At 52.8% G+C, this 17,231-nt stretch carries 18 protein-coding genes and 1 tRNA gene (1 of these 19 only partly in view); 9 read left to right on the forward strand and 10 right to left on the reverse strand.

Annotation, left to right across the window (positions count from 1 at the left end; translation table 11 throughout):
• Positions 1-79: 79 nt before the first annotated feature.
• From ABNV41_RS00570 to ABNV41_RS00605, 8 genes are all read right to left on the reverse strand, one after another.
• A tRNA-Thr gene (locus ABNV41_RS00570) sits at positions 80-154 on the reverse strand.
• A gap of 71 nt (positions 155-225) precedes the next feature.
• Entirely contained in the window at positions 226-639 is a 414-nt protein-coding gene (gene dksA / locus ABNV41_RS00575) for an RNA polymerase-binding protein DksA (RefSeq protein WP_003626519.1), read from the reverse strand.
• Positions 640-854: 215 nt separating this feature from the next.
• Positions 855-2,129, reverse strand: a complete 1,275-nt coding sequence (locus tag ABNV41_RS00580) for an O-antigen ligase (RefSeq protein WP_050818784.1) — start codon at positions 2,127-2,129, stop codon at positions 855-857.
• Between the two features lie 63 nt (positions 2,130-2,192).
• Positions 2,193-2,750 (reverse strand): single-stranded DNA-binding protein, encoded by a 558-nt coding sequence (gene ssb, locus ABNV41_RS00585; protein WP_087651631.1) that lies wholly within the window; start codon positions 2,748-2,750, stop codon positions 2,193-2,195.
• 77 nt (positions 2,751-2,827) lie between these two features.
• Positions 2,828-3,412, reverse strand: a complete 585-nt coding sequence (gene rsmD, locus ABNV41_RS00590; protein WP_050818780.1) for a 16S rRNA (guanine(966)-N(2))-methyltransferase RsmD — start codon at positions 3,410-3,412, stop codon at positions 2,828-2,830.
• Positions 3,412-4,188 carry a pseudouridine synthase gene (locus tag ABNV41_RS00595; RefSeq protein ID WP_050818778.1) on the reverse strand — a complete coding sequence of 259 codons (777 nt, stop codon included), beginning with the start codon at positions 4,186-4,188 and terminating at the stop codon, positions 3,412-3,414. The genes rsmD and ABNV41_RS00595 overlap by 1 nt, the downstream gene beginning before the upstream one ends.
• Complete coding sequence (locus ABNV41_RS00600) at positions 4,185-4,916, reverse strand: gamma-glutamyl-gamma-aminobutyrate hydrolase family protein (protein WP_050818776.1); 732 nt, start codon at positions 4,914-4,916, stop codon at positions 4,185-4,187. Before ABNV41_RS00600 ends, ABNV41_RS00595 begins: the two co-directional genes overlap by 4 nt.
• Before the next feature lie 126 nt (positions 4,917-5,042).
• Positions 5,043-5,195, reverse strand: coding sequence for a hypothetical protein (locus ABNV41_RS00605; RefSeq protein WP_003626506.1), 153 nt, complete (start codon positions 5,193-5,195; stop codon positions 5,043-5,045).
• Positions 5,196-5,415: 220 nt separating this feature from the next.
• On the opposite strand from ABNV41_RS00605, the gene ABNV41_RS00610 reads away from it, so the two are divergent.
• Both ABNV41_RS00610 and ABNV41_RS00615 read left to right on the forward strand, forming a co-directional pair.
• Entirely contained in the window at positions 5,416-5,871 is a 456-nt protein-coding gene (locus ABNV41_RS00610) for a nucleoside deaminase (RefSeq protein ID WP_050818774.1), read from the forward strand.
• A 175-nt stretch (positions 5,872-6,046) separates the two neighbouring features.
• Positions 6,047-7,615, forward strand: a complete 1,569-nt coding sequence (locus ABNV41_RS00615; protein WP_050818773.1) for a Do family serine endopeptidase — start codon at positions 6,047-6,049, stop codon at positions 7,613-7,615.
• A gap of 68 nt (positions 7,616-7,683) precedes the next feature.
• On the opposite strand, the gene ABNV41_RS00620 is transcribed toward ABNV41_RS00615, so the two are convergent.
• Positions 7,684-8,496: a helix-turn-helix domain-containing protein gene (locus tag ABNV41_RS00620; RefSeq protein ID WP_349934839.1), complete on the reverse strand. Its 813-nt coding sequence runs from the start codon at positions 8,494-8,496 to the stop codon at positions 7,684-7,686.
• A gap of 278 nt (positions 8,497-8,774) precedes the next feature.
• Between ABNV41_RS00620 and ABNV41_RS00625 the strand changes: the two genes are divergently transcribed.
• The 6 genes from ABNV41_RS00625 (at position 8,775) to ABNV41_RS00650 (ending at position 15,308) form a co-directional block, all read left to right on the forward strand.
• The gene (locus ABNV41_RS00625; RefSeq protein WP_050818771.1) at positions 8,775-9,608 is read left to right on the forward strand and encodes an OmpW family protein; all 834 of its coding nucleotides are present in this window, start codon (positions 8,775-8,777) and stop codon (positions 9,606-9,608) included.
• An 8-nt stretch (positions 9,609-9,616) separates the two neighbouring features.
• A complete protein-coding gene (hemN, locus tag ABNV41_RS00630; RefSeq protein WP_050818770.1) occupies positions 9,617-11,002 on the forward strand; it encodes an oxygen-independent coproporphyrinogen III oxidase in 1,386 nt (461 codons plus the stop codon).
• A 136-nt stretch (positions 11,003-11,138) separates the two neighbouring features.
• Positions 11,139-11,816 (forward strand): 2OG-Fe(II) oxygenase, encoded by a 678-nt coding sequence (locus tag ABNV41_RS00635; RefSeq protein ID WP_050818769.1) that lies wholly within the window; start codon positions 11,139-11,141, stop codon positions 11,814-11,816.
• A gap of 112 nt (positions 11,817-11,928) precedes the next feature.
• Positions 11,929-13,566, forward strand: coding sequence for an electron transfer flavoprotein-ubiquinone oxidoreductase (locus ABNV41_RS00640; protein ID WP_050818768.1), 1,638 nt, complete (start codon positions 11,929-11,931; stop codon positions 13,564-13,566).
• Positions 13,567-13,629: 63 nt separating this feature from the next.
• Positions 13,630-14,379 (forward strand): electron transfer flavoprotein subunit beta/FixA family protein, encoded by a 750-nt coding sequence (locus ABNV41_RS00645; RefSeq protein ID WP_019088899.1) that lies wholly within the window; start codon positions 13,630-13,632, stop codon positions 14,377-14,379.
• Positions 14,380-14,381: 2 nt separating this feature from the next.
• Positions 14,382-15,308: an FAD-binding protein gene (locus tag ABNV41_RS00650; RefSeq protein WP_050818767.1), complete on the forward strand. Its 927-nt coding sequence runs from the start codon at positions 14,382-14,384 to the stop codon at positions 15,306-15,308.
• Positions 15,309-15,384: 76 nt separating this feature from the next.
• On the opposite strand, the gene ABNV41_RS00655 is transcribed toward ABNV41_RS00650, so the two are convergent.
• Positions 15,385-16,026, reverse strand: coding sequence for a TetR/AcrR family transcriptional regulator (locus ABNV41_RS00655; protein ID WP_050818766.1), 642 nt, complete (start codon positions 16,024-16,026; stop codon positions 15,385-15,387).
• A gap of 83 nt (positions 16,027-16,109) precedes the next feature.
• On the opposite strand from ABNV41_RS00655, the gene ABNV41_RS00660 reads away from it, so the two are divergent.
• Positions 16,110-17,231, forward strand: the 5' portion of a protein-coding gene (locus ABNV41_RS00660) for an efflux transporter outer membrane subunit (protein WP_050818765.1). The gene runs 468 nt beyond the window's last position; 1,122 of the gene's 1,590 nt are visible here — the first part of the coding sequence; it begins with the start codon at positions 16,110-16,112; the stop codon falls past the right edge of the window.

Below are 17,231 nucleotides of genomic sequence, written 5' to 3' on the forward strand. Positions count from 1 at the left end.
TTTCGGTGACTATGCTAGGGTTATGCTAGCAGTCACAGACATTGCCAGATTCTGCAAGTCATTGAAAAACAAGGAAGACTGGTGCTGCTGGACAGGATTGAACTGTCGACCTCTCCCTTACCAAGGGAGTGCTCTACCACTGAGCTACAGCAGCATAGTCTGCGGGCGTTCTAGCTGTTCGCGCGGAACGCCGCAAGACCAGATACGGTAAAAAAGACGAAAAAATTAATCGTCCCGGTGGGTTTTTTCCATGCGCTCGTGCTGTTCCTGCGCTTCAATGGAAAGTGTGGCAATCGGGCGTGCTTCCAGCCGTTTCAGGCCAATGGGCTCACCCGTTTCTTCACAGTAACCATATGTGCCGTTTTCAACCCGCTGCAACGCAAGGTTGATCTTGCCAATCAGCTTGCGGGCACGGTCTCGCGTGCGCAGTTCCAGTGCACGGTCTGTTTCTACGCTGGCACGGTCAGTAATGTCAGCTTCATGGATGCCGCCTTCAGAAAGGCTGGCAAGTGTATCTCCTGCTTCTTTAAGAAGGTCGGCGCGCCATTTAAGCAATTTCTGCCGGAAGTACTCCGTCTGAAGAGGGTTCATGAACTCTTCATCTTCAGAGGGGCGATAATCTGGCGGTAAGGTAATCATGTCTGTCGTCAGCCTTTGCAATGACAGGCAGCCTGCCTTGAAAGAATGACGCGGCTTATAGCGGCATCCCGCTCACCCGCCAACAATTTTATGGGGCAAAAACGCAGAAAAGAGACACAGGATAAAGTAAGAGTAAGAAAAGACTACATTTAAAATGAGTAATGAAAAAATATTTTAAGAAAGTTCCCTGCTGTATAAACACTTTCTTAACACAATTATGCACGTTTTTGTGAGCTTGATGCTGCGATAAGCCACCCAACAAACATAAAAATCCACCCCGCTGTGGGGAAAGAAAAAACAGCACTGGTGGAAGTAATGGGCCACAACAGAATGCAACAGGTCACAAACAGCATGGCTTGCTGCGGATAATGTTCTACATCTAGTGCGCGCCACCCCGTGCGCAACCATTGAAAAGCCAGCCCTATAAACACCACAAGCCCCGGTAAACCGGCTGTTGTGGCAATTTGTAGGTAATAGTTGTGGGGATGAATATTACATCCCCGATCCGTATCATTTGTAAGTGTTTCTATGCCCAGAAAAGAGAAGGCGTGGGTTTGAATAGGGACATGGCAGAAATTTCTAAAGCCATCCATACCCAGTCCTATCCAAGGATGTTGGGCAACCATGCTGATGGCAGAACGGAAAAGCTTGCCATAATCGCTTTGGGCGAAATGATGCAGTTGGTCTGAAAATTTCAGAACCAGCTTGGCGTAAACGGGCGGAGAGATCACCGGTAGGCTGGCAATTAACCCACCCGCACAAGCAAGAATGAGGCCAAAGGGCAGGCGAAAACGGGGGAAGATAAACGCTGTAAGAGACAAGCCAAAAAAGAGCAGCACACAGCTCATACGTTGGCCGATCAGCACCATGGTTGTAACGCCAAGCAACAGGAGCGCACAGCCAAGCCCCCAAGATTTCAGCTTATTGTGGCGTAACAGGCGTAAAACGCTCGGCATAATGCCGGGGAAAAACAGCATCAGCAGCGTAAAACCCGCGCGGGGCTTTGTGAATGGGCCTGTCAGGCTGCCATCACCCCAGCGCGGCATCCCCATCATATTTGTGCCGGTTAGATACTGTTGCCAGCATTGGCTTATCAACCACAAGGCAGCCAGTAAGCAGATTCGCTCTAGCCAGATACGCCGTGCTTCGGTGGCAAGAAGCCAGCATTGTAGCGCCACACAAAACAGGAAAAGCCGAGGCAGGCAGAGTGCCTGCACCCATGCTCCTGTAATGCCAATATGTAAGGAGGAAAGCAGGCATAGCCCACAAAATAATGCGGCCAGTTTAAGCCAGGGTTGTTTAACCCATTGCCAATTTTGCAGCAGGCAACAGTGCAGCAGAAATAGCCCACCAATAACAGAAGCAAATGTGTCTGAAAGAGCGCGGCTATAGAATAGAAAAAATGGGAAGATGCTCAGACACACCAAGCCTGCTGCTGTTAGATATCCAGCCAGCTTGACACGGAGTGGGGAGGAAACAGCAAGGGGCATGTCTGGAATGGATAAGGCTGGCTACCCGATAGTGTATAGCCAGCCCCCAATCAGTTTGAATGATTAGAACGGGATTTCGTCATCAAGATCGCCGTTGCCTCCAGATGCATCCCAGCCGCCGGAGCTATTGCCACCGCTGCGTTGTGCTGGTTGCTGGCGTGGGGCGGATGATGGGGCGCCATAACCACCGCCGCCACTATTATAGCCACCGTAGCTGCTGCCGCTTCCGCCACCAAAGCCGCCGCCTTCACTTTCGCCTTCGCCACTATTGCGGCTATCCAGCAGCACCAGCTCACCACGGAAACGGTCAATAATCACTTCCGTTGTATAGCGTTCCTGCCCACCCTGGTCTGTCCATTTACGGGTTTGCAGAGAGCCTTCCAGATAAACTTTGCGGCCTTTGCGCAGGAAACGTTCGGCCACATCTGCCAGACGTTCATTGAAAATGACCACGCGATGCCATTCTGTGCGTTCACGTCGTTCACCAGATGCGCGGTCATTCCATGTGTCGCTGGTGGCCAGAGAGAAGGAAACAATCTTTGCACCGCTCTGGCTGGAACGCACTTCGGGGTCCTTGCCCAGATTGCCGACCAGAATAACCTTGTTAACGCTGCCAGCCATAAATGCCGTTACCTTCTATTTGCGTAAAATCCGTTTTCGTTCTGCCTATGTAGCGCACTGGCCGAACAGGTGAAAGCTTAAAGCCGCCAGATGGAAAATCGGGCAGCACCATGCTGGCGTTCTGCCAGAAAAGCAGGTGTGCTTGCTGTTTGCGGCGCTTCTTCCTCGCTGGAAAAAGGCAAAGGTTCCTCACGCCCGGTTTCAATAACTGCAATGGCATGGGGGGCAATCCAGCCTTTGCTTTGCAAGGCATTGAGGGCGCGCTCAGGCAGATTTTGATGATAGGGTGGGTCCAGAAACACCAACCCAGCCGGGAAAGTGCTGAGGGGTGGTGATGTCACATCCCGCGCAATTACGGTGCAGCTCTCTTCCCACTTGCAGGCCTGAATGTTGGCCCGTAGCGCGGCGAGGGCAGGGCGGCTTGTTTCGAAGAAAGTTGCATGCTTTGCCCCGCGAGAAAGGGCTTCCAGCCCCAGCGCGCCGGTGCCAGCAAAAGCATCCAGCACATGCGCTTCAGAGATAAGCGTAGGCCCACCCCAAGGTGCATGCAGCAGCATATCAAACAAGGCCTGTCGCACCCGGTCTGCCGTGGGGCGTGTGGTCTGTCCCGCTGGGGCTGTTAGCAACCGCCCCTTGCGGCTGCCAGCAATAATCCGAACCATTAGTCTGCCTGTTTTGCGGGTGCACGCCGGGCTGGGAGCGCCTTGTCTGTTGCTTTGGGCAACTGATCACGCAACACGCGGGGAGAAACCTCTTCCAGTTCACGGCGCTGCAGGGTGCCGAGTTGGAAAGGCCCATAGCTAGTGCGTATCAGGCGGCTGACATGCAGGTTCATGCCCGCCATCACCTTACGGATTTCGCGGTTTTTGCCTTCCTTGAGGGAAACGGTCAGCCACGCATTGTCTCCCTTGCGCGAATCCAGAACAGCATGAATGGGGCCATAACGCACACCATCAAACACGCTGCCCTGAGCCAGACTTGCCAAACGTTCTTCATCCACTACGCCAAATACACGCACGCGGTAGCGGCGTAGCCAGCCGTTGGAGGGAAGCTCCAGCCTGCGGGCCAGTTCACCATCATTGGTGAGCAGCAGCAGCCCTTCACTGTTCAGATCAAGCCGCCCAACGCTGATAACGCGTGGCATGCCTTCTGGCAGGGAGGCAAAAACCGTTGGCCGGCCTTCTGGGTCTTTATGTGTTGTTACCAAGCCATCCGGCTTATGGTAGCGCCACAAACGTGTGCGTTCTGGGGCAGAAACGGGTTCCCCATCAACCTGCACAATATCGCCATTTGTTACAAAGGTGGCAGGATGTGTGACCGGCTGGCCATTCAGGCGGATACGGTTTTCCTCTATCATGCGCTCCGCATCACGGCGGCTGGCAACGCCACTACGGGCCAGCCATTTTGCTATGCGTTCCCCTCGGGTTTCCTGCGTCACGCTGAATCTCCTGCTGCCTGTATGAAGGCTTTGAAAAGTGCTTTGTCTGCTGGGTCTATGCCAAATTCCGGGTGCCATTGCACCCCAAGGCAGAAAGAATGTGTGGGGTCTTCAATCCCTTCAATAATACCATCTTCTGCCACGGCGTTAATAATGCATCGTCCTGCTGTTTTGACAGCCTGATGATGTGAGGAATTAACACCAATATGAGTGCGGTTGGCCGTACATCGGGCCAACAAGGTATCGGGTGTTATTGTCACACTATGGCTTGCTTCATCCCGTGGGTTTGGTTGCTCATGCGGAAGGGCCGATGGGCATTCTTCCGGGATGTGCTGGATCAGGCTGCCACCAAGGGCCACGGCTATAAGTTGCATGCCACCGCATATTCCCAAAATTGGCATATCACGTTGTAGGGCTGCGGTTAGATAAGCAGCTTCAGCCTGCGTGCGGCGGGGGCGCAAGTTTATGGTGGGGTGAACTTGTGTTTCCCCATACAAAGTGGGGTCAATATCAAAAGCGCCACCTGTTATAATCAACCCATCCAGCAGGTGCATATAATCAGCACAAAGCTGTGGGAACAAAGGGAGCGCAATAGGTAAGCCGCCCGCGGTGGAAACGGCAGACATATAATTTTCCCGCATGGCATACCATTTGAAGCGGGAATAACGGCCTTCGCCACCATCTTCCAGATCAAGCGTAATACCAATAACGGGGCGTTTTTTCATCATATGCCACTAATCCTGAAAGAACGGGGGAGGGAGAGGGGTAAAGACCGTTCTTTCAGGGGGGTATGTAGCAAAGAATGAGCGCGGGAAACAAAAACCCGTGCAGTCAATCCGTTTTCAGCCTGTCTGTTAGCGGGACAGAAAGGAAGGAATACTGATAGGGAGCGTTTTGGTGGCGGTAGGAGGTGGCGCCAAGGTTGCTGGCTCATAATTGACACCATCTGCGATGGCGAGACCAAATCCTATGGCCGCAGCAGCCAGAATGAAAGACAGGCTATGCATGTTTCTGACCCTCCTCGCTCGGGTTTGGTATGATTGCCAAAGAGCAATCCCACAAGGCATCCTCACGCTCTGTTACAGAACGGATTAAGGCTCCTTTAAGGCAGGATGACAAAAAAGCATGCACGATTGCAAGAAAAATCTGGATTTTTTCTGCCATATAAAAGCGAAAAAAACCTGAACGTTTCGGATTGAAAAGAGTAACATTTCGTGAGCACACGGCATGACTAAACAAAACGGCATGGCACTTGCGTTACAGCAGGCTCAGCTTGCTGCTGAAAATGGAGAAGTGCCCGTAGGCGCCGTGCTGCTGGATGGCAATGGAAATGTGCTGGCACAGGCAGGCAACCGGGTAGAAGAACTGCACGATCCATCAGCTCATGCTGAAATGTTGGTCATGCGTGAGGCCGTGCAGCAGCGGCAAGGGCAGAAGCTGGCAGATTGCACTTTATTTGTCTCGCTCGAACCATGCCCGATGTGTGCGGCGGCTATGGCGCATTTTCGGTTGGGGAGGGTGGTGTTTGGTGCGTATGACCCCAAAGGGGGGGGCGTAGAGCACGGAGCACGCTTGCCCCATCGGCCTGAAACCTTACATCATATGGAGGTTATAGGCGGGGTAAGGGAGCAGGAAGCGGCTGAAATGTTGAAAGCTTTTTTCCAGAAATTACGCAGCCGATAACATCTTGTGAAATTATGAAGATACGGCTTTTTTTTCTTGGTTAAGAAACCATGTTAGCGTTGTAGGCGTAAGGCACTGTAAACTCTGGGCAATCTGTGGTGGCTGCCGGAGCTGGGTGTTTGGACCGTCCGGGAATTGTCCTGTCGGGATAAAACAAGGAACAGTCGAAGTCGTGATGTCGGGAAAATCTGTGACAAAAGTTTGGGCGCGGAACAGACGCCGTAATTGGATGTCAGCCCTTCTGGCAAGCTGTGTATTGGTAACAGCTGCCGCTCCATGGTGCAGCACGCCAGCACGCGCAGAAGCTGATAGTGTTATTAAGCCCAACACCCCTACTTCTCAGCGGATTCCAGATTTTGTCAGTCTGGTTAAGCAGGTTAAGCCGGCTGTGGTATCTATTACATCCATGATCCGGGCAGATGCCGTGGAGAATGACGGCGGCGGTATGGGTGGAATGCCTTTTCCATTCCCGTTTCCTTTCCAGATGATGCCGCAGCCATCGCACCAGACAATTGAGGCCAGAGGCTCCGGCTTCCTGATTTCAGCCGATGGGTATGTGGTCACCAACAACCATGTGGTGAAAGGCGCCACCAAGGTTACGGTGACACTGGATGATGGCACAACGCTGCCCGCTAAAGTGGTGGGGCGTGATGGCAAAACCGATCTGGCACTGCTGAAAGTTACAACCTCCGAAAAATTGCCCTTTATTGAATTGGGCGAATCGGATGATGTGCAGCCCGGTGAATGGGTTATTGCCGTTGGTAACCCGTATGGTCTGGGCGGCACGGTGACGGCTGGTATTGTTTCTGCCCGTGGCCGAGATATTAACGAAGGCCCTTACGACAACTTCATTCAGGTTGATGCGCCCATCAACCGCGGGAACTCTGGTGGTCCGCTGTTTACGCAGGATGGTAAGGTTGTGGGGGTAAATACCGCCATTCTTTCACCTTCTGGCGGTGGTTCCATTGGTATCGGGTTTGCAATTCCATCGGATACCGTGCGCAATGTGGTCGAGCAGCTTCGTAAAACTGGCCATGTGGTGCGGGGCTACTTGGGTGTAAACGCACAGGTTATCTCCCCCGTTATGGCGCGTGCGCTTGGCTTGCCTGCACCAGCTACGCCCGGAGCACCGCCAATTGGGGCGTTGGTGGCAAGCGTAAGCCCCGGGAGCCCGGCTGAAAAAGTTGGTTTGAAATCGGAAGATGTGATTACCGATTTCAACGGGCAGAAGGTCAGCAACCCGCATGATCTGGCTGTGCGCGTGGCGTCTATGGCCCCGGGTAAACAGGCGACAATTGGCTACTTGCGAGGCGGTAAAGCCCAGACAGCTACTGTAACCATCGGAGACCTGAAAACCGCTTCCAGTGATGGTAATAGTGGCAGCAATACAGATGTCGCACGTGGGCAGCGGCTTGGTATTGCCTTGGCTCCTCTTTCTCGCGATGTGCGCCAGCAGTTGGGGCTTTCAGCAGATGTGCGCGGCGTTGTTGTAAGCGACGTTGATCCTGGTTCCCCAGCAGATCAGGCTGGGATTCGGCCGGGGGATGTTATTCAGGCGGTTGGTAGTCAGGCCGTGGATTCCCCACGTGCAGCAGTTGCCAGCGTAAAGTCGGCATTGGCTGCCAAAAAACCGGTGCTATTGCGGGTTCTGCGCGATAATCAGTCCCTGTTTATCGCGATCTCTCCAGATGGCGGAAATAACGCACCATCATCTGATGACAGTAGTGATGACGACGATAACTAAAAGGCTCTCGTAGTCTGAAATGTTGAAAAGGCTGGTCCAGAAATGGGCCAGCCTTTTGCTTTTAAAAGCTAAACAGATTTCAGGCCGTAAGCGATGTCTTGCAGATTAGGTAGAGACAGAATGCGAATGCAGTGATTTTCTGTGCCAGAAATAATTTTATCACGGCGGAGGGCGCTGATGGTGCGGCTTACTGTTTCAATCGTCAGGCCAAGATAGTCTGCAATATCCACCCGAGTCATGGGTACAGAAGCTGTGGTTTCTGCATCAGGGTCGTGCGGGTGTGTGCGATGATATTGCTTGATGCGATCTAATAGAAAACTAGCCACTTTTTCCTTGGCTGTTTTGCGCCCCAAAAGCAGCATCTGCTCCTTTGCATCAGTTAATTCATTTGTGACAGCTGAGAGCAGATGACGGGCGAATCGTGGATATTCTGCCAATAAATTTTCTATCTGCGTATGTGTGCAGCGGCACAACAATACGCTGCTTACGGTTTCCGCCCCAAAGGAATAAGTGCGAGAGTTGCTAAGGCCAACAAACTGTCCTGCATCTGCAAAGCCAGTAATCTGGCGGCGACCATCAGGAAGAGACTTAAACAGTTTAACTGTGCCATTGATAACGTTAAAAAAGGCAGATGCAGGCGTGCCTTCTTCAATTACGGCTGTGCCTGGTGGCAGAGTAATCTGGCGTGTTGCATGCGCCAAAACCGCCACATCCTGATCTTCTATGCTGCTGCAAAGATTATAATCGCGCACCTTGCACATCAAACACCGGGCGGACTCGGTATCTGTGCGCCCAGTGCGTTTGCCAGTGGAGTGGAGTGCCTGAGCAGAAGGAGAGGGTGGCATGGGAGCAGAATCCGGAAAGCCCGGTACCTTCAGCATTATGGCGAACGTGCTGGACCGGAAAGAAAAAAGAATGTGTTGCGTAAATATTATGTCATTGTTGATATAAATCAATAATGCACCGATGTCTGGGGCAGATTGGTTACAATTTACCTTGGATATAGCCCTTAAAATGCGCTGTGATTAAAATGACACAGTATTGTCGCATATGAGGCGGAGATGCCTGATATTTGATCTAAATCAAGGCCGGAAGAATGGGCGCATGATTTTTCCCGCTTCAGATATCGTTCTCTAGCGCAGTGGAAAGACACACAGGCATGGTCAAGTTCCGTTCCCTATTTACGGCAGTGGTGGCTGGTGTTGCCGCTCTGGCCGGCACCGCCAAGGCTCAGACAGCAGCTCCTAACGCAGCATATGTGAATGCACCGGTCATGCAGCGCATTCCCGATGCACCAAAGCCGGGCGCAGGGCATTGTGGTCTGTTTGAAACCTGCGCCAGCACCAAAATTGGTCTGGGCCGTGGTGACTTCATGATCCGTCTGTCTGGCGTGGGTGTTCTGCCGCAGGACCGTGATAGCAAGGCTTGGCTGACTGCTCCGGGCCTTGGTCTGAACCATATGCCGCTGAGCCACACGCATCTTTCCACCACTAATCAGGCCATGCCGGAACTGACGGTGGAATACTTCATCACAGACAACCTGTCTGTGGATCTGATTGCCACCAGCACCCGTCATGAAGTGGCTGCTCTGGGTAGCGATGTGCCTTCACTGGGCGGCCCCCGTAAGCTGGACGTTGGTAGCGCATGGGTTCTGCCCCCTACGCTGACATTTGCTTGGCATTTCCGTCCGCATAAGCGCTTCAACCCGTATGTGGGTGTGGGTGCAACGGCTATGTGGTTCCACAACATGAACGGCAACCGTGGTTCCGCTCTGGGTCTGACCAAACTGAACGCTGGCTTCACCGGTGGTCCTTCTGTGAACGTTGGTTTCGATTACCAGATCGTTGGCAACTGGTTCTTCAACGCAGACGTCAAGCAGATGTTCGTGCGTATGCATGCTTGGGTTGAAAACCCAGCTGAAAGCCTGAAGGTGAAAGCACACGAATCTCTGGATCCGACAGTGGTTTCCGCTGGTATTGCTTACCGGTTCTAAGAGATATTATGGGCGCGGTATCTGTATCTGATCGGATTTCCCGCTACGGTGGGAATCTGCCGCGCTATACAAGTTACCCGACCGCAGCCAGCTTTACGGAGGCGGTCGGCCCCCAACAGGTTGCAGGCTGGCTTAAAGCTTTACCTGAGAATGAACCTGTCTCCCTCTATTTTCATGTTCCTTTTTGCGATGAACTCTGCCGGTTTTGCGGATGCAATACATCCGTTATGCGGCATGAGGATGGGCGCCTAGCTTACGGTGACCTCCTGCGTGAGGAAATGCGCCGTATTGTGGCCCTTGTGGGGGAACAACGCACAGTAAGGCATGTGCAGTTTGGTGGCGGCACGCCTACCACCTTGCCGCCGCATGCCTTGCGGCAGATCATGCGTTCTATCCGAACATTCTTTCAGGTTGATCCGCAGGCTGAATTGGCCATGGAGCTTGATCCACGGCATGTGCCGCAGGATTATCCGGCTTTGTTGGGCGATCTGGGTTTTACACGCATCAGCCTTGGCGTGCAGGATCTGGAACCCCGGGTGCAGGAAGCGTGTGGACGCCATCAGTCCTTTGAGCAGACAGAAGCCAGCATTCAGGCGGCGCGTGCTGCGGGCGTATCTGGCGTTAATATTGATCTGATTTACGGCTTACCGTACCAGACGGTTGAAAGCGTGGGTGAAACCGCGCTGAAAATTGCATCATTACGGCCAGACCGGTTGGCAGTATTTGGATATGCCCATGTGCCGTGGAAGCAAAAACGGCAGCGTTTGATACCGGAAGCATCCTTGCCAAAATCTGATGAAAGATTGGCGCAACGGGCGGAAATAGACAGAGTTTTGCAGGCGCAGGGGTATCAACCCATAGGGTTGGATCATTACGCTTTGCCAGAAGATGGTTTGGCTCAAGCTGCGCAAGCAGGCACGCTGCATCGTAATTTCCAAGGTTATACAACAGATTCCTGTCCTGTTTTGTTAGGTATGGGGGCTTCTGCTATTTCCATGCTGCCAGCTGGGTTTGTTCAGAACATTACAAGTGTGGCGGCTTATGCGCGGGCAATGGCTGAAAGTGCAGATTCCCTCCCCGTAGCGCGGGGTGTTGCTTTTACCGAAGATGACAAACTGCGCGGTGCCATTATCGAACGCATTATGTGTGATATGGCCGTTGATCTTGCGGATGTAGGGCAAGGGCAGGATTTTTCTGAAGAACTTGCACAACTCCATCCGTTTGAGCAGGATGGGTTGGTAAAGATTGAAGGCCAGAAAATCAGCGTTACAATGTTTGGGCGGCCTTTTGTAAGGCACGTAGCTGCAGTGTTTGATACACGGCGGCGTGCTTTGCAGCAGCAGGCCCAAGGTGCTGGGCAAGGTGCTTCACCACAGTTTTCTGCTGCCCTTTAAGTAGAACCAAACCTTGATTGTGCCAGTATTTTGGCGCAAGTAAGGAAAGCTTCCCATGAAAGGGAGCTATGCAAGACAGCCATAGCGGTGTCTTTTACCCAGCCGATATTCTGTGACAGCTGAAGGATCGGACGCCATGAGTCCTGATGCCACTGCTCCCGATCAGAGCGTGACGTTTTCTCTGCCAAATCTGCTGGCGCAAACGCCAGTGGCCTCTGACCCTTTTCCACATTGGATGCTGGAAAACGTGCTGGAACCAGATGCCTGTGCGGCATTACTGGAATGGGATCCGGGCGAGTCGGCTATTGCAGGAGATGTGGGGGGGCGGCGTGAAACGCGGAACAAGTCTCGCGTGTTTGTTGATCCAGCCGTTCGGCAACAGGATGAACGCCTAAACCGTATGGCGCATTTGCTGGATAGCGATGCCATGCGGCAGACTTTTGAACGTATCTGCAACGTGCAGTTGGATACGGCAGCACTGCGGCTGGAGTTGTGTCTGGATTCGGATGGTTTTTGGCTGGAACCACATACAGATATCGGCGCTAAAAAACTTACCCTGCTTATCTCTCTTTCCACCGGAGAAGGGGCCGATGAACTGGGGACAGACCTGATGACTCCAGATGGCCAATCAGTTGTGCGAGCTTCAGGGGCGTTTAATTCGGCGGTGCTTTTTATTCCGTCAGATAAAACCTGGCACGGCTTTGTAAAGCGGCCCATTAAAGGTACGCGCCGTACCTTGATTGTTAATTTTGTTGATCAGGACTGGCGTGCAGTGCACGAACTGGCGTTCGGGCCGCGTTCTGTTCAGCACTGATTTTTCTGACATGGCTGTTTCTGGCAGAACGGGCCTGCGTGCCCGTTTTTGCAATTCTGCGCCAAATCGGGTTTAGGGAAGCAGCATATCTTTAAACGGGGATGAAACGGGAATGAGCGAGCCTGTGCGGGAATCGATGGAATTTGATGTCGTTATTGTTGGGGGTGGCCCTGCTGGGCTGGCCGCGGCAATTCGGCTACGCCAGCTTTCTCCAGATCTGAGCGTTTGCCTGATTGAAAAAGGCAGCGAGATCGGAGCGCATATTGTTTCTGGGGCCGTGATTGAACCCCGCGCACTGGCAGAGCTTATTCCTGACTGGAAAGAACGTGGTGCACCGCTGAACACACCGGTGACATCAGAAGATATGCTGTATCTTACCGAAACCGGCAGCCTGCGTGTTCCGCTGCTGGATAAGGTTATGCCGCATATGGCAAACCACGGGAACTATATTGTCAGCCTTGGGGAAGTGTGCCGTTGGCTGGCGACGCAGGCAGAAGAACTCGGGGTGGAAATCTATCCGGGTTTTGCAGGTGCGGATGTTATTATCGAGCGCAACCGTGTGGTTGGTGTTGTGACTGGTGATATGGGTGTGACCAAGGAAGGCACACCCGGCCCCAATTATCAGCCCGGTATGGAACTGCGCGCCCGTTACACCCTGTTTGCAGAAGGGTGCCGTGGCTCCCTGACCAAGCAGGTGATGGCGCATTATGATCTGCGCAAAGATGTAGACCCGCAGACATACGGACTTGGCATCAAGGAAGTATGGGAAATTCCGGCAGAAAAACATCGCCCCGGTTTGGTGCAGCACAGCTTTGGCTGGCCGCTGGATGACAGCACCTATGGTGGCGCATGGTTGTACCACTTTGGTGAAAATCTGGTGTCCTACGGCTTTGTGGTGGGGCTGGATTACGCTAATACGTGGCTTTCTCCGTTTGAAGAAATGCAGCGCATCAAGTTGCATCCGGCATTCCGCCAGCATCTGGAAGGTGGACGTCGCATCTCTTACGGTGCGCGTGCTCTTTCCGAAGGTGGGTTGCAGGCTATTCCGCGTCTCACTTTCCCCGGTGGTGCACTGATTGGGGATTCCGCGGGCTTTCTGAACGTGCCTAAAATCAAAGGCACTCATACAGCAATGAAGTCTGGCATGCTGGCAGCGGAAGCTGTTGTGGAAGCCATGAAAACCGACCGTGTTGAACCCGGTGCCTTTACAGAAAAGGTGCGGCGTTCTTGGTTGTGGCCAGAACTGCGGTCTGCCCGTAATATTCGTCCGGCTTTTGCGCATTTTGGTGCCAAGGGTGGTGCTGTTTATGCAGCCATTGATGCCATGCTGCTGCGTGGCCGTGCACCGTGGACGCTGCACTTTAAGCATGAAGATAGCGATACCCTTAAACCTGCCTCCCTGTCTGAAAAGCCTTTCTATCCGAAGCCAGATGGCAAACTGACATTTGATCGTCTTTCCTCGGTCTTCCTGTCTGCTACCAATCATGAGGAAGATCAGCCGGTGCATCTGCGCCTGCGCAACCCCAGCCTGTGGAAACCGGTGAACTGGGATGTCTTCCGTGCGCCGGAAAGCCGTTATTGCCCCGTCGGTGTGTATGAAGTGGCAGATGAAGCCACAAACCCACATTTGCAGATTAACGCGCAGAACTGCGTGCACTGCAAAACGTGTGACATTAAAGATCCTGCCCAGAATATAGACTGGACCACGCCAGAAGGTGGTGGTGGGCCTAATTATCCGGCCGGTATGTGAATTTGGAGTAAAGTACGGTAAGGCTGCGTCCGAACCATCCTGCGTCTGCAAGCGAAAGAAGTCATGAAGATACTTGTACCTGTAAAGCGGGTTGTTGATTACAACATCAAACCGCGTGTGAAGGCAGATGGCAGTGGTGTTGATACCACTGGCGTCAAGATGTCCATGAACCCGTTTGATGAAATCGCGGTGGAAGAAGCTGTGCGCCTGCGCGAAAAAGGTGCAGCTTCCGAAGTTGTTGTGGTTTCTGTTGGTGTTCAGAAGGCGCAGGATACACTGCGTACGGCCATGGCTATGGGCGCAGATCGCGCCATTCTGGTTCTGTCAGAAGAAAGCCCCGAACCGCTGGCCGTAGCCAAAGTGCTGCGCAAGCTGGTGGAAAAGGAAGAACCGGGCCTGGTTATTCTGGGCAAGCAGGCCATTGATGATGATATGAACGCCACAGGCCAGATGCTTGCTGGTCTGCTTGGTTGGGGGCAGGGCACGTTTGCCAGCAAGGTAGAAATTGCTGATGGCCATGCACGTGTCAGCCGTGAAATTGATGGTGGCACGGAGGAAGTTTCCCTTACGCTGCCCGCTATTATCACGGCCGATCTGCGCCTGAACGAACCACGCTATGCTTCTTTGCCAAATATCATGAAGGCCAAGAAGAAGCCGCTGGAAACCATTGAAGCCGCCGAACTGGGTGTGGACATGAAGCCCCGCCTGAGCATTGTTTCCGTGGCAGAGCCGCCGGAACGCAAGGCTGGCATCAAGGTTGGTTCCGTTGGGGAACTGGTGGAAAAACTGCGTAACGAAGCAAAGGTGATCTGATCATGACCGCTCTTGTTCTTCTGGATCATGAAGAAGGCCAGATCAGAAAGGCTGCTCTGTCTGCTGTAACGGCAGCTGCCCAGTTGGGTGATGTACATGTGCTGGTGGCGGGTGATGCCTCCATCGCACAGGCTGCAGCTGCTGTGCCCGGTGTTGCCAAGGTGCTGCATGCAGCAGATGCACGCTATGCGCACGAACTGGCTGAACCTCTGGCTGCTTTGATTGTTTCTCTGGCAGGTCAGTACGATCATATCGTTGCTGCTGCAGGTGCTACGGGCAAGAACGTGCTGCCACGTGCAGCTGCTCTGCTGGATGTACAGCCTATTCCAGATGTTATCCGCATTGTGGATGCAGAAACATTTGTGCGCCCCATTTACGCTGGTAATGCTCTGGCCACTGTTAAGTCTTCAGATGCCAAAAAGGTGCTGACGGTGCGTAACGCTGCTTTTGATGCTGCTGCATCTACAGGTGGCAATGCTCCGATTGAAGCAGTGGACGCAGTAGATGCCCCTGCAGTTTCCAAGTTTGAGACTGTTCAGCTGTCTGATTCCGAACGTCCAGACCTAGAAACGGCCCGTGTGGTTGTATCTGGTGGTCGTGGCATGCAGAGCGAAGAAAAGTTCCATGCTCTGGATCCGCTAGCAGATGCGTTGGGTGCAGCTATTGGCGCTTCTCGTGCTGCTGTGGATTCTGGCTTTGTGCCGAACGAATATCAGGTGGGGCAGACAGGCAAGATTGTTGCGCCTGAACTGTACATGGCCTTTGGTATTTCCGGCGCTATCCAGCATCTTGCCGGTATGAAAGACAGCCGCGTGATTGTGGCAATCAACAAAGACCCAGAAGCTCCCATTTTCCAGGTTGCTGATTACGGAATGGAAGCAGATTTGTTTGAAGTTGTGCCGCAGTTGGTTGAAGAGCTGAAGAAATAAACCTTCGCTTTTAAACTATTTGCTTAAGCAACCCCGCATACATCCATGTGTGCGGGGTTTGTTTTTGAGTGGATATTTATGCGCCGTAAGTGGCTAGAAACATGCTTACAGAGGCATGAATCACTTTTTCTTCGTCCTCAGCCATATTGTCATAGGGCATGTTAAAGCGCTTTCTATGTGCGATCCGTGTCTGACAAAGTGAGAAAAACTGTTCTGCGGCAAAAACAGGGTCATCCGTTTTTAATGTGCCGCGCTGGGTTTGTTCGCGAATCCAGTTAGACAGAGTTTCAATGGCAATCCGCGGGCCGTGAGACCAAAAGATGGTTGCAAGCTGAGGAAAGTGCGGAGCCTCAGAAACAATCATTCTGTAAAGCATCAAGCTTTCGGGTTGGGTAATCAACTGCACCATGGCACGGGCTACGGCGGTAAGAGTTTCTTTGGGGGAAGCTTCTTTTTGTACCGGAGCAAGTGCTGGGGGAAGTTTTTCCCGACAGCATTTTTCTACAAAAGCTCCAAAGAGATCCGCTTTATTGGTGAAATAATTATATAAAGTACCTTTAGAAACTCCAGCCTCCCGCGCAATGGCGGACATACTGGCGCCTTCATAACCGTGTTCTGCAAACACGTTATAGGCCCCTTTTAAAATCTGCTCTCGCTTTGCTTCTGATTCCCCAGTGCAGGCAGAAGTAAGGGAGGAAGGGGAGGAAGATTCAGACATCAGGATTTCAGACTTTAAAGATCAGGCGATTGACGCACAGAGGAAAGAAGGTAGGTTACCATGCTGACCGAACTGGTCGGTCAGTGCAAGGGCTGGTATTTTCTATCAGGCATATCATTTTCGGTGAGGGTGAACGGGTGGCAAAACGGAATGCACAGCGCACAGGCGCGTTGGCGCTGGTTTTCATGCTGGCGGGGTGCATGGTGGGGCCAGATTATAAGAAGCCAGATACATGGTCTCCCTCTCAGTGGCAGCGTGCGGCAGATAAAGATACATCACAGTTGTTGAGTGTCCCCACAACGCAGGCGCCCGATCCGCAGTGGTGGGCCATTTTTAATGACCCCGAACTGACTTCGCTTGAAAAACGTCTGGCAGACCAGAACCTTGATGTACAGCAAGCTACTGAACAATTTGCGGTTAGCCGTGGCCAATTGCTGTTGGCGGGGGCAGAGCGGTTTCCAGATCTTGCTGCCTCTGGCTCATATCGCAGGGCGCAGTACAGCAGTAAGCAACTGCAGCGCATTGTAGAGCGTATTGGCGAAAATGCCGCCGGAACAGGAATGGGGGAAATGCTTTCTGCCCAGTCCTCATCCATTTCCATTCCTTTGCTGAACCAATGGCAGGATGGGCTGCAGGCCAGTTGGGAGGTGGATCTGTGGGGGCGTGTACGTAGGCAGTACGAAGCCGCCAAGGCGTATATGAAAGCCACTATGGAAGAACGCCGGGGTATTCTGATCGCACGGCAGGCGGAACTGGCATCGGATTATATGACGTTGCGTAATCTGCAGGAACAACTGCGGATTACGAAAGAAAATCGCGATGCAGCTTCAGAAATCCTGCAGTTGAGTTCATCACGCTATAAAAGTGGCTTGGTCAGCGAGTTAGATGTGGATAGCGCTCGTTCTCAGTTGGAACGGACAAACGCGCTTATCCCTCAGTTTGAACAGCGCATCGCTATGCAGATCAACGCCATTAACCTGCTTATGGGCGCGCCACCGGGTGGTTTGAATAACGAGTTGGAGCAAACAGCAGGCATTCCGCCTGTGCCGCCGCAGGTGCCAGTTGGCTTGCCGTCGGAATTGGCAGAACGCCGTCCCGATATCCGTGAAGCTGGAGAGGAACTTCATGCCGCTACTGCAGAAGTGGGGCAGGCTGAAGCTGATTTCTATCCAAAGGTCACGATTGATGCGGGCTTTGGTTTCCAG

The sequence above is a fragment of the Acetobacter sp. A11-2 genome (assembly GCF_040208445.1).
Classification (GTDB): Bacteria; Pseudomonadota; Alphaproteobacteria; order Acetobacterales; family Acetobacteraceae; genus Acetobacter; species Acetobacter oryzoeni.